The organism is Leuconostoc lactis (genome assembly GCF_007954625.1).
Classification (GTDB): Bacteria; Bacillota; Bacilli; order Lactobacillales; family Lactobacillaceae; genus Leuconostoc; species Leuconostoc lactis_A.
The window spans coordinates 913,655-937,500 of sequence record NZ_CP042420.1; the positions used below are offsets into that span (position 1 = coordinate 913,655).

Annotated in this window: 29 protein-coding genes and 1 rRNA gene (1 of these 30 cut by a window edge); 28 read left to right on the top strand and 2 right to left on the bottom strand. The window is 43.0% G+C overall.

Annotated features, from left to right (window positions below):
* Positions 1-114: 114 nt before the first annotated feature.
* The 20 genes from FGL80_RS04610 to FGL80_RS04705 all read left to right on the top strand — a co-directional run bounded on the left by FGL80_RS04610 (position 115) and on the right by FGL80_RS04705 (position 16,304).
* Entirely contained in the window at positions 115-651 is a 537-nt protein-coding gene (locus tag FGL80_RS04610; protein ID WP_010002663.1) for a YqeG family HAD IIIA-type phosphatase, read from the top strand.
* Positions 641-1,780 carry a ribosome biogenesis GTPase YqeH gene (gene yqeH / locus FGL80_RS04615; RefSeq protein ID WP_147001824.1) on the top strand — a complete coding sequence of 380 codons (1,140 nt, stop codon included), beginning with the start codon at positions 641-643 and terminating at the stop codon, positions 1,778-1,780. The genes FGL80_RS04610 and yqeH overlap by 11 nt, the downstream gene beginning before the upstream one ends.
* Entirely contained in the window at positions 1,780-2,094 is a 315-nt protein-coding gene (gene yhbY, locus FGL80_RS04620; protein WP_010001183.1) for a ribosome assembly RNA-binding protein YhbY, read from the top strand. The genes yqeH and yhbY overlap by 1 nt, the downstream gene beginning before the upstream one ends.
* An 18-nt stretch (positions 2,095-2,112) precedes the next feature.
* Complete coding sequence (locus tag FGL80_RS04625) at positions 2,113-2,751, top strand: nicotinate-nucleotide adenylyltransferase (RefSeq protein WP_147001983.1); 639 nt, start codon at positions 2,113-2,115, stop codon at positions 2,749-2,751.
* On the top strand, positions 2,744-3,325 hold the full coding sequence (yqeK, locus tag FGL80_RS04630; RefSeq protein ID WP_055308283.1) for a bis(5'-nucleosyl)-tetraphosphatase (symmetrical) YqeK: 582 nt from the start codon (positions 2,744-2,746) through the stop codon (positions 3,323-3,325). Before FGL80_RS04625 ends, yqeK begins: the two co-directional genes overlap by 8 nt.
* 34 nt (positions 3,326-3,359) lie before the next feature.
* Positions 3,360-3,731: a ribosome silencing factor gene (gene rsfS, locus FGL80_RS04635; RefSeq protein WP_010001179.1), complete on the top strand. Its 372-nt coding sequence runs from the start codon at positions 3,360-3,362 to the stop codon at positions 3,729-3,731.
* A gap of 45 nt (positions 3,732-3,776) precedes the next feature.
* Positions 3,777-4,535 carry a class I SAM-dependent methyltransferase gene (locus FGL80_RS04640; protein ID WP_055308282.1) on the top strand — a complete coding sequence of 253 codons (759 nt, stop codon included), beginning with the start codon at positions 3,777-3,779 and terminating at the stop codon, positions 4,533-4,535.
* Positions 4,532-5,743 carry a nucleotidyltransferase gene (locus tag FGL80_RS04645; protein WP_055308281.1) on the top strand — a complete coding sequence of 404 codons (1,212 nt, stop codon included), beginning with the start codon at positions 4,532-4,534 and terminating at the stop codon, positions 5,741-5,743. Before FGL80_RS04640 ends, FGL80_RS04645 begins: the two co-directional genes overlap by 4 nt.
* Positions 5,730-6,275, top strand: coding sequence for a YceD family protein (locus FGL80_RS04650; RefSeq protein ID WP_055308280.1), 546 nt, complete (start codon positions 5,730-5,732; stop codon positions 6,273-6,275). The genes FGL80_RS04645 and FGL80_RS04650 overlap by 14 nt, the downstream gene beginning before the upstream one ends.
* Positions 6,276-6,369: 94 nt before the next feature.
* On the top strand, positions 6,370-7,059 hold the full coding sequence (locus tag FGL80_RS04655) for a response regulator transcription factor (protein ID WP_055308279.1): 690 nt from the start codon (positions 6,370-6,372) through the stop codon (positions 7,057-7,059).
* An 8-nt stretch (positions 7,060-7,067) separates the two neighbouring features.
* Entirely contained in the window at positions 7,068-8,171 is a 1,104-nt protein-coding gene (locus tag FGL80_RS04660) for a sensor histidine kinase (protein ID WP_010001174.1), read from the top strand.
* Positions 8,152-8,421 carry an acylphosphatase gene (locus FGL80_RS04665; protein ID WP_010001173.1) on the top strand — a complete coding sequence of 90 codons (270 nt, stop codon included), beginning with the start codon at positions 8,152-8,154 and terminating at the stop codon, positions 8,419-8,421. Before FGL80_RS04660 ends, FGL80_RS04665 begins: the two co-directional genes overlap by 20 nt.
* Before the next feature lie 52 nt (positions 8,422-8,473).
* Positions 8,474-9,388 (top strand): membrane protein insertase YidC, encoded by a 915-nt coding sequence (yidC, locus tag FGL80_RS04670; RefSeq protein ID WP_010001172.1) that lies wholly within the window; start codon positions 8,474-8,476, stop codon positions 9,386-9,388.
* A 65-nt stretch (positions 9,389-9,453) separates the two neighbouring features.
* Positions 9,454-10,227 carry a TrmH family RNA methyltransferase gene (locus tag FGL80_RS04675; protein ID WP_010001170.1) on the top strand — a complete coding sequence of 258 codons (774 nt, stop codon included), beginning with the start codon at positions 9,454-9,456 and terminating at the stop codon, positions 10,225-10,227.
* A 100-nt stretch (positions 10,228-10,327) separates the two neighbouring features.
* On the top strand, positions 10,328-10,564 hold the full coding sequence (gene secG / locus FGL80_RS04680; protein WP_278399340.1) for a preprotein translocase subunit SecG: 237 nt from the start codon (positions 10,328-10,330) through the stop codon (positions 10,562-10,564).
* 87 nt (positions 10,565-10,651) lie between these two features.
* Entirely contained in the window at positions 10,652-12,976 is a 2,325-nt protein-coding gene (gene rnr, locus FGL80_RS04685; RefSeq protein WP_055308277.1) for a ribonuclease R, read from the top strand.
* A 44-nt stretch (positions 12,977-13,020) separates the two neighbouring features.
* A complete protein-coding gene (smpB, locus tag FGL80_RS04690) occupies positions 13,021-13,485 on the top strand; it encodes an SsrA-binding protein SmpB (RefSeq protein WP_055308276.1) in 465 nt (154 codons plus the stop codon).
* A 99-nt stretch (positions 13,486-13,584) separates the two neighbouring features.
* Positions 13,585-15,141 (top strand): ribonuclease Y, encoded by a 1,557-nt coding sequence (rny, locus tag FGL80_RS04695; protein ID WP_055308275.1) that lies wholly within the window; start codon positions 13,585-13,587, stop codon positions 15,139-15,141.
* A 124-nt stretch (positions 15,142-15,265) separates the two neighbouring features.
* On the top strand, positions 15,266-15,682 hold the full coding sequence (locus FGL80_RS04700) for a DUF948 domain-containing protein (RefSeq protein ID WP_147001825.1): 417 nt from the start codon (positions 15,266-15,268) through the stop codon (positions 15,680-15,682).
* Positions 15,669-16,304 carry a hypothetical protein gene (locus tag FGL80_RS04705; protein WP_055308274.1) on the top strand — a complete coding sequence of 212 codons (636 nt, stop codon included), beginning with the start codon at positions 15,669-15,671 and terminating at the stop codon, positions 16,302-16,304. The genes FGL80_RS04700 and FGL80_RS04705 overlap by 14 nt, the downstream gene beginning before the upstream one ends.
* A 49-nt stretch (positions 16,305-16,353) precedes the next feature.
* Here FGL80_RS04705 and FGL80_RS04710 read toward each other — a convergent pair whose 3' ends face one another.
* On the bottom strand, positions 16,354-17,805 hold the full coding sequence (locus FGL80_RS04710; RefSeq protein ID WP_055308273.1) for a peptide MFS transporter: 1,452 nt from the start codon (positions 17,803-17,805) through the stop codon (positions 16,354-16,356).
* 285 nt (positions 17,806-18,090) lie between these two features.
* On the opposite strand from FGL80_RS04710, the gene FGL80_RS04715 reads away from it, so the two are divergent.
* Positions 18,091-18,441 (top strand): hypothetical protein, encoded by a 351-nt coding sequence (locus FGL80_RS04715; protein WP_055308272.1) that lies wholly within the window; start codon positions 18,091-18,093, stop codon positions 18,439-18,441.
* A 48-nt stretch (positions 18,442-18,489) separates the two neighbouring features.
* Positions 18,490-19,569 carry a hypothetical protein gene (locus FGL80_RS04720; protein WP_055308271.1) on the top strand — a complete coding sequence of 360 codons (1,080 nt, stop codon included), beginning with the start codon at positions 18,490-18,492 and terminating at the stop codon, positions 19,567-19,569.
* A gap of 46 nt (positions 19,570-19,615) precedes the next feature.
* Here FGL80_RS04720 and FGL80_RS04725 read toward each other — a convergent pair whose 3' ends face one another.
* Positions 19,616-19,939, bottom strand: coding sequence for a hypothetical protein (locus FGL80_RS04725; protein WP_055308270.1), 324 nt, complete (start codon positions 19,937-19,939; stop codon positions 19,616-19,618).
* 255 nt (positions 19,940-20,194) lie between these two features.
* Between FGL80_RS04725 and gmk the strand changes: the two genes are divergently transcribed.
* The 6 genes from gmk to FGL80_RS04755 all read left to right on the top strand — a co-directional run.
* Complete coding sequence (gene gmk, locus FGL80_RS04730) at positions 20,195-20,791, top strand: guanylate kinase (protein ID WP_010005819.1); 597 nt, start codon at positions 20,195-20,197, stop codon at positions 20,789-20,791.
* A gap of 11 nt (positions 20,792-20,802) precedes the next feature.
* Positions 20,803-21,015, top strand: coding sequence for a DNA-directed RNA polymerase subunit omega (gene rpoZ, locus FGL80_RS04735; RefSeq protein WP_010001068.1), 213 nt, complete (start codon positions 20,803-20,805; stop codon positions 21,013-21,015).
* A gap of 98 nt (positions 21,016-21,113) precedes the next feature.
* Positions 21,114-21,623 (top strand): peptidylprolyl isomerase, encoded by a 510-nt coding sequence (locus tag FGL80_RS04740; protein WP_055308269.1) that lies wholly within the window; start codon positions 21,114-21,116, stop codon positions 21,621-21,623.
* 42 nt (positions 21,624-21,665) lie between these two features.
* Positions 21,666-22,043, top strand: a complete 378-nt coding sequence (locus FGL80_RS04745; protein ID WP_010001065.1) for a CvfD/Ygs/GSP13 family RNA-binding post-transcriptional regulator — start codon at positions 21,666-21,668, stop codon at positions 22,041-22,043.
* Between the two features lie 10 nt (positions 22,044-22,053).
* Complete coding sequence (locus tag FGL80_RS04750) at positions 22,054-22,422, top strand: hypothetical protein (protein ID WP_055308268.1); 369 nt, start codon at positions 22,054-22,056, stop codon at positions 22,420-22,422.
* Between the two features lie 460 nt (positions 22,423-22,882).
* A 16S ribosomal RNA gene (locus FGL80_RS04755) occupies positions 22,883-23,846 on the top strand (it continues 582 nt past the right edge of the window).

The following is a 23,846-nucleotide window of genomic DNA, read 5'->3' on the forward strand; positions in this document are numbered from 1 at the left end:
TCCGGTGTACTTTTTCTATTTTGGTCCTAATTTGTCTACGACAAGAGTGGTGTCAAATTTAGCGGCAGATTAGTGTATAATAGAATAGAATAAATAAACTGGATGATGATTTGCATGCGCTTAGAACAATTTACGCCAACCTATATGGTTGAAAGAATATATGATTTGACAGTTGACGACCTGAAAGCTCATGGCGTCAAAACGGTCCTAGCTGACTTGGATAATACTTTACTCGCTTGGAACAATCCAAATGGTACACCCGAATTGCGTCAGTGGTTAGCTGATTTACGTGAGGGTGGGATTGAATTGATTGTGGTTTCAAACAATACCACCAAACGGGTAGCGAAGGCCGTTGAACCGTTAGGGGTACAATTCGTTTCCTGGTCGCTTAAACCATTACCAAGAGGTATTTTGCATGTCTTGCGAACACATCATCTTGATCGGCAATCAGTTATTATGGTGGGGGATCAAATGTTGACAGACATTTGGGCAGCACATGCAGCCGGCGTACGTAGTGTCCTTGTTAAACGTTTAATTGACTCGGACATGTGGCAAACGTGGCTTAATCGTAGTATCGAAAAGCAAGTGAAAAAAATTGTTTTTCGTGCACATCCAAACTTAAAATGGGAGAAATCACTTCGTGACAACTGAAGTAACGGACGCATATGTCCGAGAAGAATTAAATGATGGTTTGCGCTGCATTGGCTGTGGCGCTTTAATCCAGGTTGATGATCCAAATAAGTCGGGTTATCTGCCAATGAGTGCCTTAAAGAAGGCGATTGATCGGGATGAATTACTTTGCCAACGGTGCTTCCGTTTGCGGCATTATAATGAAATTCAACCTGTAGAATTGACTGATGATGATTTTGCAAGCTTGTTACACCAAATTTCAGACACACGCGCTTTGATCGTTTACGTGATTGATGTCTTTGATGTGACGGGGTCAGAAATTTCTGGCTTGCCACGCTTCGTGGGACAAGACAACCCAATTTTGGTAGTGGCCAACAAGGTAGACTTATTGCCAAAGTTGTTGAACAAGAACCGGTTGAAAAATTGGTTGCAGGCCGAATTGAAGGCGCAAGGCATTAAGCCAGTCGATATTCTCTTGACGTCAGCGACGCACCCACAAAATCTTGATGCGTTGTTGGCTGAAATTGATGAATTACGTGCTGGCCGTGATGTCTTTGTTGTTGGGGTAACCAATGTTGGGAAGTCAACGTTGATTAACCAAATTATTAAGACAAGCACTGGGGTGAAGGATTTAATTACCACCTCACGTTTCCCAGGGACAACGTTAGATCGAATCGAAATCCCACTATCTGATGGGAAGCATTTGATTGACACACCAGGGATTATTAAGCGCGATCAAATTGCGCACGTGTTGTCGGACAAAGATTTGAAGTATGCGTTGCCTAAAAATGAAATTAAGCCACGCACTTACCAATTGAATCCGGAACAAACCCTATTTATTGGTGGACTTGCCCGCTTTGATTTTGAATCAGGGGAACGTGCATCCTTCACAGCATATTTTGAAAATAATCTCAATTTACACCGGACAAAGCTGGCCGGTGCGGATGCTTTTTATGAGAAGCATGTTGGGACGTTATTGACACCGGCACCAAAAACAGCAACCCCACTTGTGAAGCACACATTTAAAACCACTGAAAAGAGTGATATTGTGTTTGCAGGTTTGGGTTGGATTTCTGTGCCAGCTGGCGTACAAGTCAGCGGTTGGGCACCACAGGGCGTTTCTGTCCTTATTCGAAAGGCAATGATTTAATGTTACAACTCACTGGAAAGCAAAAGCGTTTCTTACGCGCACAAGCAAATACACTCTCACCTATTTTTTCTGTTGGTAAAAACGGGTTGACCCAAGCTTGGGTTGATGAAATTGTCTTGGCAATTGCCAAGCGTGAATTAATTAAAATTAGCATCCAACAAAGTGCGGATGATTCAGCACAAGCTGTGGCTGATTTTATTCAATCACACTCAGATATTACGGTCGCACAAGTGATCGGCCGGACGCTGGTGTTGTACTTGCCAGCGCAAGAAGATAAATATAAGAAAATTTCTGTGGCATTAGCAAAGATTTAATCAAAGGTAGTCATGTCAATGCAAGGGATAGCAACAACGATCACACAAAGGCAATTGCAGGAAGCCCCCGTGCAACCGCAACATCGTGTCGGTATTTTTGGTGGCACTTTTGATCCACCACATATTGGGCAGCTGGTGTTAGCGGAAAGTATCGGCCGGCAATTGGGTTTGGAAAAGGTTTACTGGATGCCAAATGCGCAACCAGTAGACGGACGTCATGCCAGTGCGATTGCGCCCGCGGATCGTGTTCAAATGGTTCGCCAAGCGATTATGGGCAATCCTTTCTTTGACCTTGAATTGATTGAAATCTATCAGGGTGGGCCATCTTTGACCTACCAAACGATGTTGGCTCTGACGCAAGCACATCCGGAAAATGCTTACACCTTCATCATGGGTGGTGATCTCGTTGAAAAACTGCCAACTTGGGCACATATTGATGACCTGGTACAGTTGGTACAACTAGCAGCCGGTAAAACGACGCAACAGGCAGGCCAATCGGACTATCCCATTATTTGGTGTGACGTACCCAAAATTCAAATTTCTGCTTCAGACATTCGGACAAAACTACGGTTAAACCAAAGTATTCGTTATCTGGTACCAGAACGGGTGAGTTATTTTATTGAAGAATATCATTTATATCGGGGGCTATATGACTAAGTATTTTGATGGCAGTATTGCAGAACTCGAAACGCGCGTTGCCGCACAACTGTCGGACTATCGTTTCCAACATGTCTTACGTGTCAGAGATTACGCGCTTAAATTAGCTAAACAGTATGGTGTGTCACCAGAAAAGGCTGAAATTGCCGCACTCGTGCATGACTATGCAAAAGAACGCGCTGATGAAGATTTTCTCGCTGTGATTCAGGCCAAGGATTTGGATCCTGATTTAGTGAATTGGGGTAATTACATTTGGCATGGTGTCGTTGGGGCAGAAATGATTCGTGATGAGTTGGGGATTGATGACCCAGACATCTTAACAGCGGTTCGGCAACATACAACGGGATCAGGGACGGATATGTCCTTGTTATCACAGATTATTTTTATGGCAGATTACTTGGAGCTAGGGCGGACTTTCCCAGGGGTTGAAACAGCACGTACCTTGACGGATCAATCACTGGCTGCCGGTATAAAATACCAAATTGTCCACACCGTTTTGCGTTTGGTCGAAAAAGAAACACCGATTTATCCAAAGAGTATTACAACCTATAATTATTGGTTGCCCCGCGCTTAAGGGCAACGTATAAACGAAAGTAAAGGCAAATATTTTGACAACAGCATTAGATGTAAAAACAGTATTAGAAACAGCTATTAAGGCTGTAGATGACAAAAAGGCCAACAATATTGTGGCCCTTGATATGCAACAAGTTAGCTTGATGGCTGATTACTTTGTCATTGCCGATGCCGCTTCAAACCGGCAAGTACAGGCAATTGTGACGGAAGTAAAAGACAAAATTCAAGAAGCTGGTGGCGAAGTCAAGTTAATTGAAGGCTTCCAAGCAGCTGATTGGGTATTAATTGACTTAGGCGACGTTATCGTCCATGTCTTTTCAACAGAACAACGTGATTTCTACAACTTGGAACGCCTCTGGCATGATGCGCCATATGTTGATATCACAGAATTATTGGTAACTGATTAATTGAGATGAGCGGCAGCTCGTCTTTTTTCTGTTAAAATAGAACTTATGACAAACGAAAACTTACAAAATAATTATTCAACCTTTGCGGCGAAATACGATCAGTTATTTGATCAAGAAATGTATCATGCTTGGGCAGACTTTGTGACCAATCAAACGCAACCAGGCGACATCTTAGATCTTGGTGGTGGTGCAGGGCGATTGGCTGTTTTATTGGCGCAACGCGGTTACCAAGTTGATGTGCTTGATATGTCGGCCGAGATGTTAACATTGGCCCAACAGCACGCCGCCGCAGCTGCAGTGGATGTAAATTTGTTACAAGCTGATATGCGCGATTGGTCGGATTGGCAGAAAACCTATCCAACGATTGTGAGTTTTGCAGATGCGTTAAACTATTTGCCGACATTGGCTGATTTTCAGGCAACCATTCGTGAAGTTGTGGCCCATCTGGAAAAGGGCGGTCAGTTTTTATTTGACGTCATTACACCGCATCAGGTTAATGTTGGTTATGCTGACTATTACTATAATAACGATGATGATGCCGACAATATCTTCATGTGGACAAGTTATCCAGGGGAAGCGGTAAATAGTGTTGATCATGATTTAAAGTTTTTCGTGTATGACGAGCAGATTGATGGGTTTAAAATTTTACGTGAAATTCATCATGAACAAACGTATGATTTGGCGACCTACCAACGCGAATTACGTTTAGCAGGATTTGAGCAAATAGCGGTGTCGGCTGACTTTGGTGAAAGTGCCATTGATGATGCCACAGATCGCTGGTTCTTTAAGGCGGTGAAAGCATGAAAGTTGTTGGTTTAGTAACTGAATACAATCCGTTCCATAATGGGCATCGTTATCACATACAGCAAGCCAAAGCGGTGACTGGGGCAGATGTTGTTGTGGCCGTGATGTCGGGTAATTTTGTCCAGCGTGGGGAACCCGCTTTATTTGATAAATGGACACGGGCGCAAACAGCACTGGAAAACGGGGTCGACCTTGTGATTGAGTTGCCAACTTTTTATGCGGTGCAACCCAGTCATATTTTTGCGGAAGGCGCGGTGCGCTTATTGTCAGCAATGGGCATTAAAGACATGGTTTTTGGGAGCGAACACGCAGATGTTGATTTCTTAAAGCTGGCCGAACAAGCACCGAGTGTCGAAAGTGGTCATGCTTTCCAAGAAAAAAATCAGACTTTTGCGCATGCCTATGCGACACAATTGGCCGAAGAGACGGGGTTCGTGTTAGAAGATCCAAATGACATTTTGGCATTTGGCTATGCCAAAGCGGTCATTAAATTGGGTGTTGACATGACGTTACATCCTATTCAACGGGTGGCTGCTGGGTATCACGATCAGAGTTTTGCTGATGATCAAACTATTGCGTCGGCCTCATCAATCCGTTTGGCCTTGCATAAAGAGAAGCTTGAAAAAGTCCAGGGCGTTGTGCCGGAAGCAACTTTAAAGGCGATTGCGGAAGCACCACATACAATTGCCTTTGAAAAGCCGTTTTGGCAATTATTGCAATACCGCTTAATGACGGATACAATTGGGCAGCTGGGGCAAGTTTATCAGATGGCTGAAGGCTTAGAACATCGCTTAGCGGCAGTAGCGCTGGGTGAACCTGGTCCCAAAAACTATCAGAGCTTTATTAAGTCGGTGAAATCAAAGCGCTATACTTTTGCGCGGATGCAGCGCACGTTGTTGTATACGTTACTTAATATTAAGGTTGATCAAATGCAGGCGGCGATGCAAGATCCGTATTTACGCATTCTTGGGTTTACTGATGCTGGACAACATTTCCTCAATCAGATTAAAAAAACGGTGACGTTACCGTTGATTAGTAAAGTTGACCAGAATCTTGCCAAGGCGAACTTGCGGTTAGATTATAAAGCGGGTAAAATCTGGCAGTTATTAGCCAATGAGCCTGGCCAACAACAAGACGTGACACGTCAGCCGATTCATGTGACCGGCCAAAAACGAGCAGACAGGGGAGAAACAAATGAAATATCATAAAAATCAACTACAAAAATTTCGCCAAAATGCCTTAACTTTCGACGAAGAGTTGAATCTTGAGACATTTGCCAAGACACGTTTTCCAGACACCATTCTAGCTTTGTCACCACTCCACATCACAGGCGACATTAAGTATACAGATCAAGATGATTTGCTACTCAATGCCCACGTGACAGGTGAAGTGACGGTGCCATCATCACGATCATTAGCACCAGTTGTACGGCCAGTGGATTTGATGATTGAAGAACGCTATGTTGAAGATGAGAAGCGGTTGGCTGACTTTGAAGAGACAGATCCTGTGTTTGTATTAGAAAATGATACACTTAACGTCGACGAGGCCGTCCTTGACAACATTGTGGCTGAATTACCGTTGCAAATTTTGACGGCGGAAGAGCTGGAAAATGATGTGTTACCATCTGGACAAGATTGGCATGTTATCAGTGAATCAACTTATGAAAATGAGAAAAAAGCAGCAGAAACCGAGCAGTTAGACCCAAGACTAGCAAAATTAGACGATTTTTTCAAAGAATGAGAAAAAACTTGCAAATTTTTAGAAACTACTCTAAAATATAGGGAAGTAAAAGAATTGGATTCGGCATTGCCGATTTAACTATTGAGGACAAAAAATGAGCAAAGTATTGATTGTTGAAGATGAAGAAAACTTGGCAAAGTTTGTCGGCCTTGAACTAAAGCATGAAGGCTATGAAGTCGAAACAGTTTTAGATGGTCGTTCAGGACTAGACGCCGCAATGGAAAATAACTATGATGTTATTTTGCTTGACTTGATGTTGCCGGAATTAAACGGCTTGGAAGTTGCCCGTCGTTTACGTGAAACAAAGAAGACACCAATCATTATGATGACAGCACGTGATTCAGTGATTGATCGTGTTTCAGGTTTGGATTACGGTGCAGATGATTACTTGGTGAAGCCGTTTGCCATTGAAGAATTGTTGGCGCGTATTCGGTCACTCCTTCGTCGTATTGCAATCGAAACGGAATCAAGTGATAAGCACCGGTCAATTATTAACTTCAAAGACTTGCGGATTGAAAAAGAAAATCGTATCGCACGTCGTGATGACCAAATTATCAATTTGACAAAGCGTGAATATGACTTGCTATTGACGTTGGTTGAAAACATTAACGTTGTGCAATCACGTGAACAATTGTTGAAGGAAGTTTGGGGCTTTGACTCTGAAGTTGAAACCAACGTAGTTGATGTGTACATTCGTTACTTACGTAACAAAATTGACGATCCAGAAAGTAAAGCATCTTATATCCAGACTGTTCGTGGTACTGGCTATGTGATGCGCAGCTAATAAATACTATGGTTGACAAAAAAAATACAACTCAAAAAGCCGCACGTCGTTTCTCTTTAGGTTGGCAACTGTCACTGGGGATGGCGTCTGGTTTTTTTGTTGTCTTCATTTTCTTTACGCTGATTGTCATCGCGCGAATTAAGCAATATTATGGCACTTTACCTGCCCATTTATACCACTGGTTATGGGGGACCGTCTTTTTAGGCGGCGTGGCGATTTTTATTTTTGCTTTTCTATTAACGCGTCTGATTCTACGCCCCGTCAAGTCAATTGAGACAACCATTGAAGCGTTACGTGATGATCCAATGACTGAAGTGCGGGCGAAACAGACCGGCCCCAATGACGAATTTTCGGATTTGGTCAGTGTGTTAAATCGGATGATTGATCGGTTACAAAATTTGATTGCCGCACAGCAACAATTCGTTTCTGACGTCTCACATGAGCTGAGAACCCCTGTCACCATTGTGAAAGGGCATATGGATTTGCTTAATCGCTGGGGAAAAGATGAACCGGAAGTGTTAGATGATTCGATTAAATCATCTCTTGCCGAGATGCAACGGATGGAAACGCTGATTAATGAAATGTTAAACCTGACCCGTGCGGAACAAATTCCAATTGAAAATGTCCAAGAAGTCACGGAAGTTGGTGGTTTAGTGCATCGTGTTTATGACAACTTTAAGTTGATTCATCCTGACTTTATTTTTACATTGGATGATGACTTAACGCATGAAGCGAATGTGAAAGTCCGTCAGGATCACATGGAACAAATTTTAATTATCTTAGCGGATAATGCGGTAAAGTATTCAACAGATCGTAAGGAAATTCATTTTGCCTTGTCGCAGACGGCTAATCGTGTTGAAATTGGCGTTCAAGACTTTGGTGAAGGGTTATCTACGGAAGATGCTGGACGTGTGTTTGACCGTTTTTATCGTGTTGATAAAGCACGTTCCCGTGCCAAAGGGGGAAATGGGCTTGGTTTGAGTATTGCCCAACGCCTAGTTAACGCTTACGGTGGTGAAATTGCCATTGAAAGTGCCCTGGGATCTGGGTCAATCTTTACCATTCGCTTACCACTTTATCGGGAGGCACAGCATGGTCAGTTATCAAATTAATGTTTATGGTCGCGTCCAAGGCGTTGGCTTTCGTTGGTTTACCCAGCAGGCGGCAGAACGGCATCACATCAGTGGCTGGGTACGGAACAAAGCAGATGGTTCGGTCGAAATGGCGATTCAGGGTGAAACGGTTGCTGTTGACCGCTTTTTAGCCATCATTGCTGCCGGCCCTGGGGCCTATAGCCACGTCACACAGCTCGTTAAAACACCAATTGCGCCGTTTGAAGGGAAAAACTTTACCATTAGGTAGGAATTATTGGTATAATGGTTATCTGTAATAACCAGGAGAAAAAAATAACCTCATGAAACAAGTAAAGCGCGTTCTAACAGTAGCTTTTGTGATTTTAGACATTATCTTAATTACCGGTGGCTATAGCCAACATAGTCGTATGTACCGCTGGATTGGGCAACCATTAGCAGATATCATGGCCAATATTGCGCACGTTATTGGTGGTGTCAATGGTATCGGTTGGGCGATTATCATTATTACAGCGATTTTGCGTTTGATTTTGTTACCGTTCTTCTTGAATCAACAAGTCAACACAACAATTAACCAAATTAAAATGCAAAAATTAAAGCCTGAAATTGATAAGTTACAGGCTATCTCACGTAAGGCAGGGACATCTGCTGAACAACAACAAGCCAGCATGGCAATGATGTCACTGTATCGTGAAAATGATGTCAGTGTCATTGGTGGTATTTCATTTTTAACTTTAGCTATGCAATTACCAGTTTTTTCTGGTTTGTACGCCGCTATTTTGCACGCCCCTGCGTTGAAAGGCGCAACTTTCTTTGGACTTAGCTTAGGGCAACCCCAATTGATCTTTGCGATTGCAGCCGGTGTGGTTTACTTGGTGCAAGCTTGGATTGCCGTGTTACGAATGCCAGAAGAACAAAAGAAGGCGTCAGCAACCATGATGTTGATCAGTCCAATCATGATTTTTGTGTTTGCCATGATTGCCAGTGGCGCTATTGGCTTGTACTTTATCGTGGGTGGTTTGTTCGCCCTCTTGCAGTCTTTGATTCTGCACTTCCAACGTCCTGGTTTGGAAAAGCGTGTGGCGCGTGAATTTAAAATTAAGAAAACAGCAGATGATTTGTTAGCAGACCGTGCGCAAACGACACCAGGCACACAAGCAGCGCCTGCAGCCGAACAAACATCAGTATTACCCCCAAAATCAAAGCGCAATCGTAATGCTGGTAAACAGCAGCGTTAATGTTTAAGTACGCCAAAAATTTGGCGTACTTTTGTCAGTTCTGAAGAGAACAGAAGGAATTTATTATGGATCGTATTTTATCAAATCAAAACAGTCGTGTGAAAGCGTGGGCAAAGCTCGCTACTAAGAAAGGCCGTCTTGAAAACAAGACTTATTTATTAGATGGTTGGCATTTAGTTGAAGAAGCTATCAAAGCGAAGGCGAAGTTCCATGCAGTCATGGCAACTGAAGCCCAAATGGCTGAACACTTGCCAGATGTGCCACATGGTGTACCAGCTTTTGAAATTAGTGAAGAAGTCGCTAAGCATATTGCTGGGACGAATACACCACAAGGCATTTTTGCCGAAATCTCATTGCCAGACAAGACGTTTGACCCAAGTTATGTGCATGATGGGGCGTGGTTGTTGCTCGACAAAATTCAAGACCCAGGCAATGTTGGTACATTGGTTCGTACAGCCGATGCTGCTGGCTTCAAAGGCGTGGTCTTGGGCGAAGGAACAGCTGACGCTTATTCACCAAAGGTTGTCCGTGCGATGCAAGGCTCACAATTCCATTTGGAAGTTCTAAACGGTGACTTGAATGAATGGACTGATGCGTTGACTGCTAATGGGTTGCCAGTTTATGGATCACAATTGGATGAAGCGGCGCAATCTTACCGTCAGATCGAACCAAGTACGCAATTTGCACTGATTGTGGGTAACGAAGGTCAAGGTATGTCAGAAGAATTGGCAGCGAAAACGACGGCTAACCTGTACATTCCAATCCAAGGTCAAGCTGAAAGTTTGAACGTGGCCATTGCTGGTGGTATTTTAATGTTTAGTTTGGCTGCTGGTAATTAAGCAGTTCGATAATAGCTAACGTCTTGTGGTAAAAATTTTGTGCACAAGACGTTATTTTTTGTTATAATAGGTGTTAATGATTTAATGAGGAGTTATGACTGTGGCAAAAATACTCACCGTTGCTCTGATTGTTGTGGGTCTATTGCTCATTGTGACAGTCATGATGCAACCAAGTAAACAACAAGATGCGTTATCTGCTTTATCAGGTGGCGCTGGCGATTTATTCGCTGAACGAAAGTCACGCGGGTTTGAAGCGGTGATGCGACGCGCAACAGCTATTTTAGGCGGGTTGTGGTTCATTATCGGTTTTGCCTTAATGTACTTGTCAGCGCATTAAGAATGATTAAGGTCAGTTTGCTCTTTTTGTAGACTGACTTTTTATTTTGGCAATTTTTATTTTGTAGAAATATAGAAAGAGGAGACTATGGCAGTAGAACAATTAAAATCTCAAATTGGCGGTTTTTTAAAAGCAAACCGTGAACAATCCTTTAGCGCACAAAATATGGCGGACGGTCTGCGCATGAATTCGGCTGCGGGCTACCAAGATGTGGTCAACGCGATGAACGCGCTTGTGCGTGACGGAGAAGCCATCGAAAAAGATGGCCAATTCTCATATAATGTCAATGCCGGCTATGTGATTGGTGAATATCATGCCAATGACAAAGGATTTGGCTTTGTTAAATATGACAGTGAATTACCTGACTTTTTTATCAATCCTGAAAATACGTTACAGGCCATGCACGGTGATACGGTTCGGGTTTCAACAGTGAAACCATCCGAATCTGCAGACCGTGGCCCAGAAGGTAAAGTAGAAGAAATTATCAGCCATGCCTTTGAACGGGTTGTAGGGACTTTTTCACTTGGCTCAGAAGCAAAGGGGATGATTGGCGAAATCAAACTCAGTGACAAAAAGGCTATGGGTTATAAAGTTTTGGTGAGTGCTGATGGCATTACCCCAAACGATGGGCAAGTTGTGGTCGCTGACGTGACCCGTTTCCCTGATAAGGTTCACCCACGTGAACTAGTAGCAACGGTGACGGAAACATTAGGCTACAAAGACGAGCCTGGAATGGACATTTTGCAAATTGTCTATGCTAAGAAAGTACCAAGTGAATTCCCCCAAGAAGTGTTAGATGATGCGGCCAAAATTCCGGTTGATGTCCCAAAATCTGATTGGGCCGGTCGTGAAGATTTGACTGAACAAACACTTGTCACAATTGATGGTGCCGATACGAAAGATATCGATGATGCCGTTGTGGCTTGGAAACTAGATAATGGGAATTATCATTTGGGTGTGCACATTGCCGATGTGTCACATTACGTCACGGAAGGGTCAACAATTGATGCGGAAGCTTATAAGCGCGGGACATCAGTTTATTTGACCGACCGTGTTATTCCAATGTTGCCACGTAATATCTCTAATGGGATTGCATCATTAAATCCCAATGTGGTCCGTTTGGCAATGTCAGTTGAAATGGAAATCAACCCACAAGGACAAGTGGTTAACCATCGTTTGCACACATCTGTGATTAAGTCGCATGCGCGGATGACTTATGATGCGGTCAATAAGATTCTTGATGGTGATGTGTTTGTTCAAGACGAATACGCACAATTGACACCGATGTTTAAAGTCATGGGCGAATTACATGACATTTTGTACAACATGCGTAAAAAGCGTGGGGCAATCGAATTTGATGCGCCAGAAGCACAAGTTGTAGTGGATGACGATGGCAAGGCAGTTGATATTAAGCTGCGTGAACGTGGCACAGCAGAACGGATGATTGAGTCGTTCATGTTAGTGGCGAACGAAACAGTAGCGGAGCACTTTGACAAGCTAGAAGTGCCATTTCTTTATCGTATTCACGAGATGCCCGATGAAGAACGCGCGAAGTCATTCTTTGAATTTTCAAAGGCACTGGGCCATCCAGTTTATGGTGATCCAAGCAAGGTGACACCAACGATGTTGCAACAGTTAATGGCTGATGTAGCTGGTGATCCCGCTGAACAAATGATTTCAACGATGATGCTACGGGCAATGAAACAAGCGAAGTATGGCCCAGATCCGGTTGGACACTTTGGTTTGGGTGCTGATTACTACACACACTTCACGTCACCAATTCGTCGTTACCCTGATTTGACAGTTCACCGCCTCATTAAGTGGTATGAAAAGCATGGTTATGGTCCGGAAGCACAAGCAAAATATGCCGATAAGCTAGGTCAAATTGGTGAAGATACCAGTGCCCGTGAACGTCGTGCGATTGACACGGAACGTGATGTTGATGCTTTGAAGAAGGCCGAATTCATGTTGGACAAAGTTGGCCTTGAATTTGACGGTGTTGTCAATTCAGCCATGAAGTTTGGCTTGTTTATTAGCTTAGAAAACACGGTTGAAGGGTTAGTGCACATTTCTAACCTGACAGATGATCACTATGAATACGATGAAGCACACGCTGCCTTGATTGGTCGCTCAAAGCACCGTATTTTCCAAATTGGTCAAAAGGTGCGCGTCAAAGTTTTGCGGGTCAACAAAGAAGAACGGACTGTTGACTTTATGTTAGTGGATCCAGAAAATGCGCCAACAACAGACATTCGTGTGGCGTCAAAGAACAATGGTAAGTTTGGTAAAGGTCGTAATCGCGAAGAACGTCGTCAAAACGAGCGTCGCGGTAAGTCTGAAGGACCACGACAACGTCGCGGGAACCTAGACGCCAAGCAAGGCCAAAAGCGTGATGCAAAGCGTAATTTCTAAAGCAACGAGCAATGAAAGACTAAATTTTTAGTGACGGGAACAGTATGGCAAAAAAGCAACAACAGACAGAAAAATATCTTGCACAAAATCGTAAGGCACGGTTTAATTATGCAATTGAAGACACGTTTGAAGCTGGGATTGCGTTAACTGGGACTGAAATTAAGTCTGTCCGTGCGGGGCAAATTACCATCGGGGATGGTTTTGTGACGATTCATAATGGGCAACCGCTATTAACGAATGTGACGATTGCACCTTATGCGCAAGGGAATCAATTCAACGTTGATCCAACCAGAACACGACCATTACTTTTGCATAAACGCGAAATCAACCAGTTGCGTCGCGCCGCGGCCGAACCAGGGGTCACGATTGTGCCCCTAAAGGTCTACTTGAAACATGGTTTTGCTAAAGTGCTGATTGGGATTGGTCGCGGAAAAAAGAAGTATGACAAACGCGAAGATATCAAACGTCGAGATCAAGAGCGAGAGCTTGGTCGGCGCTTAAAACATTAAGGGAAAGACCGGCTTGGGGTTTGACGTTAAGTAAGTTTACAGCTATACTTAATATATGTGGAATAGTTTAAATTTCACAAGCTGAAAGGAATGATACGCATGATAGTAACAATCATTTCAGCACTCTTCGCAATCGTGATTGGTCTCGTTGGCGGTTATTATGGTCGTCTTTGGCAAGATAACAAACAAATTAACGCAACGAAACAAATCGCAGCTAACATTCTTGAAGAAGCAAACAAAGAAGCTAAAAGTCTCATACGTGCAGCAAAAACTGATGCGAAAGAAATGGCCCAAGATTATCGTAATCAAGTGGATTTAGATTTCAAAGACCGTCAAAAGCAGCTGCAGCAACAAGAACAACGGCTTGAAGATCGTATCTCGAACCTCGACAAGAAAGATGCGGCCTTGAATCAGCGTGATGCGCAATTGATTCAAAAAGAAAACCAAGTACAGCAACGTTTGGATGATGCAAATCATAAAAAGACAGTTGCCAATGACTTAGTGACAGCGCAGCAGGAAAAATTGGAAGAAATTGCCCAATTAACGCCTGTTGACGCTAAAGAACAAATTTTAAGTCAAACGAAACAAAGTTTGGTACGCCAACGTGCGGCTTTAGTGAAAGAAGCTGAAGAAGACGCGACGAGTGAAGCTGAAAAGCGTGCGCGCAATATTATTGTGCAAGCGATTCAACGGTCGGCAGCAGATGCTGTGGCTGATGTCACAGTGTCGGTTGTGCATTTACCAAGCGAAGACATGAAGGGCCGAATTATTGGTCGTGAAGGTCGGAATATTCGCACATTAGAATCATTGACAGGGATTGATTTAATCATTGATGATACACCAGAATCAGTGGTGTTGAGTGGCTTTGATCCAGTTCGTCGTGAAATTGCTAAAATGGCCTTAGATGCCTTGGTAGCAGACGGTCGCATTAATCCTTCACGGATTGAAGAAACGGTTGAAAAAGCACGTCGACAAATTGATGAAACAATTCGTGAAAAGGGTGAAGAAGCGGTATTTGAGCTTGGCCTACGTGGTCTTCACCCAGATTTGATTAAAATGATTGGCCGGATGAACTATCGAACGTCTTACGGTCAAAATGTGCTCCAACATTCAATCGAGGTCGCAAAACTTGCGGGAATGATGGCAGCAGAGCTTAAAATGGATGTCGCGCTTGCGAAGCGCGCTGGATTAATACATGATATTGGTAAGTCAGTTGACGCTGAAGTCGAAGGTTCCCACGTGGAATTGGGCGTACGCCTTGCCGAGAAATTTAACGAAAAGCCAGATGTGATCAATGCCATTGCGTCACATCACGGCGATGTACCAGCAACGTCACCAATTTCAGAATTAGTGACCGCTGCTGATGCGATTAGTGCCGCCCGTCCAGGTGCGCGCAGTGAATCACTTGAAAACTATGTCCAACGATTGAAGGATCTTGAAGCCATTGCTAACCGTTATGACGGTGTTGAAAGTGCTTTTGCCATTCAAGCTGGACGTGAAGTTCGGGTAATTGTCGAACCTACTAAATTAACGGATATCCAGGCAACAGTCTTGGCACATGATATTAAATCAGATGTTGAGGAAAAGCTGGAATATCCTGGACATGTGAAGATTACAGTGGTCCGCGAAACACGCGCAACAGACTATGCCCACTAATAAATAAAAGTTACTCGTTGAGTAACTTTTTTTGTTATACTTATACTATGTTGTGCCAGTATGATGTTCTTTTAATACAATAGGTTGCAGCAAATACATTAAATATCACGGTATGGGGGGATTTATGGCACCAGGACAATGGGCACTTATCATTTTTGCGGTTGCTTTCTTATTACTGGTAATATTTATCGGTATATTCCTAATGCGCCTAACGCAATCACTTAAGATTATTACGTTCGACGTGGACACGATTGCCCGCTCGAGCAATGAAATTCTTGGCAACGCCAATGAGCTATTGACTGATGTCAACGACAAAATGAAGACATTAGATCCAACTGTGCAAGCAGTTGCGGACTTGTCGGTGACAGTATCAGAATTAAATGACACTGTACAAAGTGTGACAAGTCGATTTGCTGCCTCAAAGCTTGTTCGCGGCTTTGGTGCGACCGGTATGGCAGCATCTGTTGCAAAAACGGCTATGCGTAAGTATAGTCACAAAAAATCATCAAAAAAAGGAGACAAAGTAAATGTCAAAAGCTAAAGGATTTTTAATTGGGATTGCTGCGGGAGCAGCTGCACTGGCTGCGTTTAAAGCATTGCCAAAGAACCGTCAAGAAGAACTCAAAGCTAAGGCCACTGAAACATCAGATGCCTTGCGTGAAAAGGCCTATGATGCCGCTTATGCGACTGCTGACTTTGCTGGTGATGTGACGGAAAAGGCTAAAGCTAAGGCTACTGAATTAAAGGACAAGAGCCAAGAAAAGTACGGCGAAAAAATTGATTTGGCTGCGGATCAAGTGAAGCAATTAGCCGATCAAGCCACACCTTATGTTAATAAGGCGAAAGATTTAGCTGTCAGTTACGTCGATAAGGCACAAGCCTCATTGAATGAATTACGCGATAAGTTCAACAATCACGATATTGAATTGACACAAGCTGATCTCAACTTTGATGAAACATTGCGTGATTTGGCTGAAGCTGCCCAAGTTGAAGCTGAAGATTTCTCTGATAAAGCTGCTGATAAGGCTAAAGAAGTCAATGAAAATGTTGACAAGACTGCCGAAAAGGTCAACGAAAACGTTGCTAAGACAGCTGAAAAAGTTAACGAAAAGGTCGACAAGGCTGCTGAAAAAGTTGCTGACAAAGTCGACGATGTGAAATAATTGATCATAAAAAAGCGCTCACATATCGTGAGCGCTTTTATTATGCAGTTTATTCAACACCTTGCATCAAACCTTGAATACGCTTTGATAGGAAGACGAGAACAATACCAAGTACGACAGAACCTAATCCGAAGTAAGAGAAGTAAGCCACTTCAGATTTGGCGTTATACAACGTCACCAGTTGTGCGTTCAAAGCAGAACCTACCGCTGATGACAAGAACCACATTGACATCATTTGAGAGTTGAAGGCTTTTGGTGCCAACTTGGTTGTGACGGATAGGCCGACAGGTGAAATTAACATTTCACCGACGATAACAAGGGCCCATGACCCAACTAACCATAGTGGTGATACTTTGCCACTTGTGCCATACAAAGCACCAGGAATGGCCATGAGCAAGAAGCTTAAGCCGGCAAACATCAAACCAACGGCAAACTTTGTTGGTGATGATGGTTGATTTTTCTTCCAGGCAGTCCATAGCCAAGCAAAGAATGGTGTGTAAAGCATGATGAAGAGTGGGTTCAATGATTGGAACCATGAGACAGGGAACCAAGATGAATCAACACGTTCAGCAGCAAATGTTGCCAACACAACTGAGCCTTGTTCTTCAATCGCCCAGAACAAAACAGCGGCGATGAAGAGTGGAATGTATGACACAACACGCAAGCGTTCAGTTGCCGTAACCTTGACTGAAGCAATCATCCAAACAAAATAGAAAACTGGAATTGCGATTGCCACAATTGTCAAAAGGTTAATATAAGCTGGTAGTGAGTTCCAACCAACAAGATTCATCACGACGATGACGGCAATAAAACCAGCGACCGCTAAGCCCACTTTAACAAGTAATGGCTTAACTTCTTCAGGTGTTAGTGGATCAGTTGGGTGCAAGTAGTGCGGATCCAATGTCTTCTTACCACCAAAATGATAAACAAGCAAGCCGATAAACATACCGACAGCTGCCAATGAGAAGGCAACGTGATAACCCGCAGCTTCTTGTGCGGCACCAACAATAAGTGGTGCGATGAAAGCACCTAAGTTAATACCAAACACAAAGATTGAGAAACCAGCATCACGACGACGATCGTTTTCGTCATACAATGTCCCAACCAATGTTGAAACGTTTGGCTTCAAGAAACCAGTTCCGATGATAATTAAGATGATTGACCCAAACAATACGTTTGCGCCAAAAGGCAAAGCGAGCACGATATGTCCAAGCATGATGAGAACACCACCCCAAAATACCGCTGGACGGGCTCCGATGATACGATCAGCCACAAAGCCACCGATCGCACCAGAAAGGTAAACCATTGAAGCGTAAATTGCCATGATTGATGCGGCAGTTGCACGTGTAATGTGTAGATCACCAGTGCTGATGAGGTACCACATATAGTAGAGCAAGATGGCGCGCATACCATAGTATGAGAAACGCTCCCACATTTCAGTCATGAACAGCGTTGACAGTCCTACAGGTTGACCGAAAAATGTCTTTCCTTTGTCTTCCATAAAATCCTCCGATTGATTTTTGATGCGTTGTTATTGGCTTAACAACGTTACAAACATATTTATTAAAAATACCCTTCTATTTTACGCTAAAAAGGTGTAAAATACAAATTATTTACCCAATTTAGTATCAAAATAATATCATAATTAAGCGAGCTGACCGACATTTTTAAATGATGTCGGGGCAAAATAGGGCGAATTAGTGGTCAGACCGTGTATTTATCTGTACAATAGAGGGTGAACGAATTTAAGTTAAAGGAATGACGTGCCGTTGGCACGTCCAAAAGTATGGCAAAAGAAAAGTTTGACGCAGGGGAATTTATATCCTCACTATTCCACTATGCACATGATTTCAATTATAATCATATTGTTTTTGAGGTTAATCGGTATAAAGTATCGGTTAATCTGACGCGTAGATCTGCAACCTACGGAAATGCTGATATGTTTTATGTGTCAGCAGAGACAAAGTTGTTTGCACCCGTGATGTCTGCGATTAATGGTGCTATTGAAGTGGCAGAATTAGCTAGTAAGCAACAAGCCGTAGTAGCGACACCAGCGTTAGAACGTCAAGAACAAGTTTTCCAGTTCCGCTTACGTGAATTTGGTCATGGGAAGTATAGTTTGGATCTTAGTATCTAACAATATTTTAGAAGGGGGGGCGTGCGCTATCACGCACGCTAATAAAATATGAAACAAGGTAAGTCAGCACAGATTAAAAATTTGAAGCACCGGCAACAGCAACAGAAATTTATGAATAAGCATAAGATGCCGGAGTTCAACTATAATGAATTCGCTGGATTTTTGAGAGCGCGTTACTATTTAACGCACCGACAAAAGTATAGCCCTGAAACGTTTGAAGTGGCCTCATTTTTCTTAGATGATGTCATTGCAATGATGGTTAACCATAACTTTACAAGTTTCACGAGCAATGAACGGGCCGTCGTTAAGTTAAATGAAGTCATGCAAGCTGCATTGGTCAATAGTGATGATCGTGATTGGCGTTACTTTGTCATGCTTGTGCCGGTACTCTATGACATGCAACAATTCTTGGTAAAAGAGGGCAGCGTGAACGAACGCTTTGTGGCGCAAGCACCAAAGTTCGACATTAACTTCTGGCGCATGATTATGCGAACAGTCATGGCGATTAACTTCTTCAAGTGGCAAGGTAAAGATGTTGCTGAGTTGATGAAGACATCTTCTGCAATCGATGATTTGCAATTTAAGTTCTTGCAGGTAGATGATAAGGATGATCACTTTAATCTACCAGTGATTGCTGAAACATTTAGAGGGCTATCACCAAAGATGAAACCACTAAAGGACGCTGACACAGTTGTTGCGCTTGAACCTAAGTTGACTGAAGCACAAATTCAAGCTGAGCTCGAATTTGCTGACAAGCGTTTGGCGCAATTCAAGGCGGCCTCTGTAAAAGATGTGGTTAGTGACAACGTGGTCAACATGTTGCGTGGATTCCACGAGGGATTAGCAACTGAATATCAAGCGACGCATGACTTATGGCAACCAGCGATGTTCAATGCGCTAGCAACGGATAAGTTGTTTGATTACTGGACACCGGCCTGGGATAACCTTGATGGCATTGGTGGTGAGGTGAAATCTTATCTCACTTTCTTGAGTCAAAAGCAAGATATTAGTGGCTTAAGTGCATTTGTGACAGGGACTGCTGGTATTGATCGTTACATTGATGTGGCGGCTTTGAATCATCTTCTTGGACAAATGCCAGAAGATGCTTTGGCAGAACGCGCCTTATAAAAATAAATAAAAAGGACAATCACTATTGAAATAGTGATTGTCCTTTTTATAATGTAATATGGCGAATCGTACCAGGTAAGATGGTGGTCATTTGATGAGTTTTGGGGGATTGGATTAAAATTTCTCCGTTTTGATTCTGATAAACATAGCCAGTAAAATTTGCCACTTCTTCAGAGAGTAGTGACACATTGACTTGAATCGTGACGACTTGATCTGAATTTAGTGCGACTGCCAAGCGATTAATCAAGTCATCAGCTGGGAGCTGGCACTTTAAAGGCACACGTCTTTTCGGCGTGAGTAACTTTTTAAGGCGATGCATATGATGTTGTAGTTGCGTAGCAACGGGTTGGTGTACAAGATAATTTTGCATAAACCTGCTCCTTGATCATACGATAGTCTTATCATACGAACAAATGTTCAAAAAAGCAACTATTATATTTTGGCTTTACTTTTTCTTGAACATTCGTTCGGGTATAAAGTGTTGATAAAATGCGATATTTTGTGGATAACCACCTTATTTGTCCATGGGAACAAGCATTCTGTTTGGGCGATTCTTTGACGAACCATTGAATAACAAGGGGAAAGCCGGTATAATGTTATCATTAGTACATAAAGAGGATAAATGATGACGCAGCGTGGTTTACTAATTGTGCTTTCGGGCCCTTCCGGTGTTGGTAAGGGAACGGTGCGCAAGGCTATTTTTGAAGAAGAGGGTATTGATTTTCAATATTCAATTTCAGCAACAACGCGTCAACCACGTGTTGGCGAGGTTGATGGCGAAGACTATTTTTTTGTCTCTCGTGAAGGATTTGAGCAAAAAATTGTCAATGGGGATATGCTAGAATATGCCCAATATGTGAATAACTATTACGGGACGCCTAAAAGCTTCATTGATGAAACGCTAGCGAGCGGTCGCGATGTCTTTTTGGAAATTGATGTCCAAGGTGCTTTGCAAGTGAAGTCAAAGATGCCCGAAGGTATTTACATTTTCTTAACACCACCAGATCTGACTAATTTACGCGAACGGTTGGTTGGTCGTGGCACTGATTCTCAAGAAGTTATTGAGAAACGTGTTGCTGCCGCCCGTGATGAGTTGAAGCAAATGATCAACTACGACTATGCCGTTGAAAATGATCAAGTGATTCACGCTGTTGACCGAATCAAAGCGATTATTACCGCAGAACGATTGCGTGTTGCGCGCGTTTTTGAAAAGACATTATAAGGAGAATTACCATGTTACTTTATCCATCCGTTGATAAGTTGCTTGAAAAAGTTGACTCACGTTACAAGTTGATTGCACTTGGGGCCAAGCGCGCCCGTGAATTGGATGCTGGCTTGCCTGCAACCCGAGAAAAGTTCAACTCAAATAAGTCAGTTGGTCAAGCACTTGAAGAAATTGAAAACGGTGATGTGATCATCGATCCTGATTTAGAAGATCAAGTTTAATATCGATCACGCATCAGATATGAAACACCCAAAACAGGACTTAATAGGTGGCCGGTGTTTTTCAATTAAAATCAAGCATAATCGAGAGAGGTTCAATCATGACAGACTATCCACAACAAGATGCAGCTAACTACGTAGGTCCAGTTGCAACGTTTAAGACAAATCAAGGTGACATTAAGGTGAAGTTGTTTGCGGACATTGCACCAAAAACAGTTGAAAACTTTACAACACACGCAAAGAACGGTTACTACGATAATGGGATTTTCCATCGTGTTATTCGCGACTTTATGATTCAAGGTGGTGACCCTGAAGGTACTGGTATGGGTGGTGAAAGTATTTGGGGCGGTAGCTTTGAAGACGAATTTTCTGACAAGTTGTTGAATGTGCAGGGCGCATTGTCAATGGCAAATGCGGGTCCAAACACAAATGGCTCACAGTTCTTCATTGTACAAGCTGATGAAACACCATGGTTAAACGGTAAGCACACTGTTTTCGGTCAAGTCATCGAAGGTATGGATGTTGTTGATAAGATTGCCGGCGTAGCTGTCGATATGTATGATAAGCCACGTGAAGACGTTGAAATTGAAACGATTGAAATTGCAGACTAAGCGTCTGCTTTTTTTGTTATAATGGTAATGAGGATTTAAATTATGACTTATCATATTGGACAAAAGTTGAAAGGGCGTATTACAGGCATACAACCTTACGGTGCATTTGTCATGCTAGATGACCATACCCAAGGTTTGATTCATATTTCTGAATGCCGATCAGGGGTTGTACACGACTTGAATCACGAGTTACAGATTGGCGAAGAAGTTGTGGTGACTGTTTTAGATATTGAACAATACACCAATAAAATCAGTCTGTCTTTACGGCAAGATAACTTGACGCCAACCACGACGTTGCCCAAAAACATTAGCCTACGGAAACACTTTTGGACGAACAATCATCTGAACTATGGGTTTGCACCGATTGCAGCGCATCGAGATGAATGGATCGCGGAAGCTTTGGCGCGTATTGATCAGTAAAGGAGAAGTTATGTCACTTATTGCAGCGACTGCGATTGCTTTTGAAAATGATTTACCCTATTTCCTTGTGGAAAGAACAGGGGATGATTACCAGTTTTTCACAGCTAAAATTCATCGTCACCATCAAGAAACATCTTTAGGTGTTGTGTTACGCGAATTGAAAAAGTTAGGACTAGAGAATTTTGACCAATGGCGTCTCGGTGAATTAACGAGTGTTCAAGCTGGTGATCAATTATTGTCACTCTATTCATTTGAAGTCGATGATATGGCAGCTGTTACAGATGCTTTGGCTAATCAGTTAGAATTTGTGCCGGCAAACAAGTTGCACGGGTTGCTAGAAACCCTACAAACAACGTCATTTGTTAGCTTTGAAGAATAATTTGAAAACTTTTTTGAAAAAAGTGTTGACTTTTTTGGAGAAGCGCGTATAATTTTAATAGTTGTCTGATACGCAAACAACAACTTCTGAAAATGATTTTTAAAAAGATTTGAAAGAAGTAGTTGACAAGCGAGACGCAACGTAGTAGAATAATAAAGTTGTCTTAGCGGTGCGAAAGCGCAGCGGGGGCGATTACGAAAAAACATTTTGAAAAAAGGTGTTGACAAGTAATCAACCACGTGATAAGATAATATAGTTGTCTCAGCGACAACAAGTAGCACATTGAAAACTGAACAAAACTTTGAACAAACGAATCTGTTACTAGTTATTAGCAGTAATAACTGAAACAAATTTGCGAAGTCAATTCGTAACAAACAATAAACGGATAGTCGTTATAGAGATATAGCAATTAGTCAGTTTAATCGAAGAGTACATCTTCAAACGATGAATTTAATTCATTTAAATTGAGAGTTTGATCCTGGCTCAGGATGAACGCTGGCGGCGTGCCTAATACATGCAAGTCGAACGCGCAGCGAAAGGTGCTTGCACCTTTCAAGCGAGTGGCGAACGGGTGAGTAACACGTGGATAACCTGCCTCAAGGCTGGGGATAACATTTGGAAACAGATGCTAATACCGAATAAAACTTAGTATCGCATGATACAAAGTTGAAAGGCGCTACGGCGTCACCTAGAGATGGGTCCGCGGTGCATTAGTTAGTTGGTGGGGTAAAGGCCTACCAAGACAATGATGCATAGCCGAGTTGAGAGACTGATCGGCCACATTGGGACTGAGACACGGCCCAAACTCCTACGGGAGGCTGCAGTAGGGAATCTTCCACAATGGGCGAAAGCCTGATGGAGCAACGCCGCGTGTGTGATGAAGGCTTTAGGGTCGTAAAGCACTGTTGTATGGGAAGAAATGCTAGAATAGGGAATGATTTTAGTTCGACGGTACCATACCAGAAAGGGACGGCTAAATACGTGCCAGCAGCCGCGGTAATACGTATGTCCCGAGCGTTATCCGGATTTATTGGCGTAAAGCGAGCGCAGACGGTTGATTAAGTCTGATGTGAAAGCCCGGAGCTCAACTCCGGAATGGCATTGGAAACTGGTTAACTTGAGTGTTGTAGAGGTAAGTGGAACTCCATGTGTAGCGGTGGAATGCGTAGATATATGGAAGAACACCAGTGGCGAAGGCGGCTTACTGGACAACAACTGACGTTGAGGCTCGAAAGTGTGGGTAGCAAACAGGATTAGATACCCTGGTAGTCCACACCGTAAACGATGAATACTAGGTGTTAGGAGGTTTCCGCCTCTTAGTGCCGAAGCTAACGCATTAAGTATTCCGCCTGGGAGTACGACCGCAAGGTTGAAACTCAAAGGAATTGACGGGACCCGCACAAGCGGTGGAGCATGTGGTTTAA

Excerpts from the sequence above, each read along its gene's own strand:
- FGL80_RS04610 (WP_010002663.1), top strand. The coding sequence starts at position 115 with ATGCGCTTAGAACAATTTACGCCAACCTATATGGTTGAAAGAATATAT.
- rny (WP_055308275.1), top strand. The coding sequence starts at position 13,585 with ATGATAGTAACAATCATTTCAGCACTCTTCGCAATCGTGATTGGTCTC.
- FGL80_RS04720 (WP_055308271.1), top strand. The coding sequence starts at position 18,490 with ATGAAACAAGGTAAGTCAGCACAGATTAAAAATTTGAAGCACCGGCAA.
- FGL80_RS04675 (WP_010001170.1), top strand. The coding sequence starts at position 9,454 with ATGGATCGTATTTTATCAAATCAAAACAGTCGTGTGAAAGCGTGGGCA.
- yidC (WP_010001172.1), top strand. The coding sequence starts at position 8,474 with ATGAAACAAGTAAAGCGCGTTCTAACAGTAGCTTTTGTGATTTTAGAC.
- FGL80_RS04665 (WP_010001173.1), top strand. The coding sequence starts at position 8,152 with ATGGTCAGTTATCAAATTAATGTTTATGGTCGCGTCCAAGGCGTTGGC.
- rnr (WP_055308277.1), top strand. The coding sequence starts at position 10,652 with ATGGCAGTAGAACAATTAAAATCTCAAATTGGCGGTTTTTTAAAAGCA.
- FGL80_RS04650 (WP_055308280.1), top strand. The coding sequence starts at position 5,730 with ATGAAATATCATAAAAATCAACTACAAAAATTTCGCCAAAATGCCTTA.
- FGL80_RS04745 (WP_010001065.1), top strand. The coding sequence starts at position 21,666 with ATGACTTATCATATTGGACAAAAGTTGAAAGGGCGTATTACAGGCATA.
- FGL80_RS04740 (WP_055308269.1), top strand. The coding sequence starts at position 21,114 with ATGACAGACTATCCACAACAAGATGCAGCTAACTACGTAGGTCCAGTT.
- gmk (WP_010005819.1), top strand. The coding sequence starts at position 20,195 with ATGACGCAGCGTGGTTTACTAATTGTGCTTTCGGGCCCTTCCGGTGTT.
- yhbY (WP_010001183.1), top strand. The coding sequence starts at position 1,780 with ATGTTACAACTCACTGGAAAGCAAAAGCGTTTCTTACGCGCACAAGCA.
- FGL80_RS04655 (WP_055308279.1), top strand. The coding sequence starts at position 6,370 with ATGAGCAAAGTATTGATTGTTGAAGATGAAGAAAACTTGGCAAAGTTT.
- FGL80_RS04705 (WP_055308274.1), top strand. The coding sequence starts at position 15,669 with ATGTCAAAAGCTAAAGGATTTTTAATTGGGATTGCTGCGGGAGCAGCT.
- yqeK (WP_055308283.1), top strand. The coding sequence starts at position 2,744 with ATGACTAAGTATTTTGATGGCAGTATTGCAGAACTCGAAACGCGCGTT.
- FGL80_RS04700 (WP_147001825.1), top strand. The coding sequence starts at position 15,266 with ATGGCACCAGGACAATGGGCACTTATCATTTTTGCGGTTGCTTTCTTA.
- FGL80_RS04750 (WP_055308268.1), top strand. The coding sequence starts at position 22,054 with ATGTCACTTATTGCAGCGACTGCGATTGCTTTTGAAAATGATTTACCC.
- FGL80_RS04645 (WP_055308281.1), top strand. The coding sequence starts at position 4,532 with ATGAAAGTTGTTGGTTTAGTAACTGAATACAATCCGTTCCATAATGGG.
- FGL80_RS04710 (WP_055308273.1), bottom strand. The coding sequence starts at position 17,805 with ATGGAAGACAAAGGAAAGACATTTTTCGGTCAACCTGTAGGACTGTCA.
- FGL80_RS04660 (WP_010001174.1), top strand. The coding sequence starts at position 7,068 with ATGGTTGACAAAAAAAATACAACTCAAAAAGCCGCACGTCGTTTCTCT.
- FGL80_RS04640 (WP_055308282.1), top strand. The coding sequence starts at position 3,777 with ATGACAAACGAAAACTTACAAAATAATTATTCAACCTTTGCGGCGAAA.
- FGL80_RS04625 (WP_147001983.1), top strand. The coding sequence starts at position 2,113 with ATGCAAGGGATAGCAACAACGATCACACAAAGGCAATTGCAGGAAGCC.
- FGL80_RS04715 (WP_055308272.1), top strand. The coding sequence starts at position 18,091 with ATGGCAAAAGAAAAGTTTGACGCAGGGGAATTTATATCCTCACTATTC.
- smpB (WP_055308276.1), top strand. The coding sequence starts at position 13,021 with ATGGCAAAAAAGCAACAACAGACAGAAAAATATCTTGCACAAAATCGT.
- rpoZ (WP_010001068.1), top strand. The coding sequence starts at position 20,803 with ATGTTACTTTATCCATCCGTTGATAAGTTGCTTGAAAAAGTTGACTCA.
- FGL80_RS04725 (WP_055308270.1), bottom strand. The coding sequence starts at position 19,939 with ATGCAAAATTATCTTGTACACCAACCCGTTGCTACGCAACTACAACAT.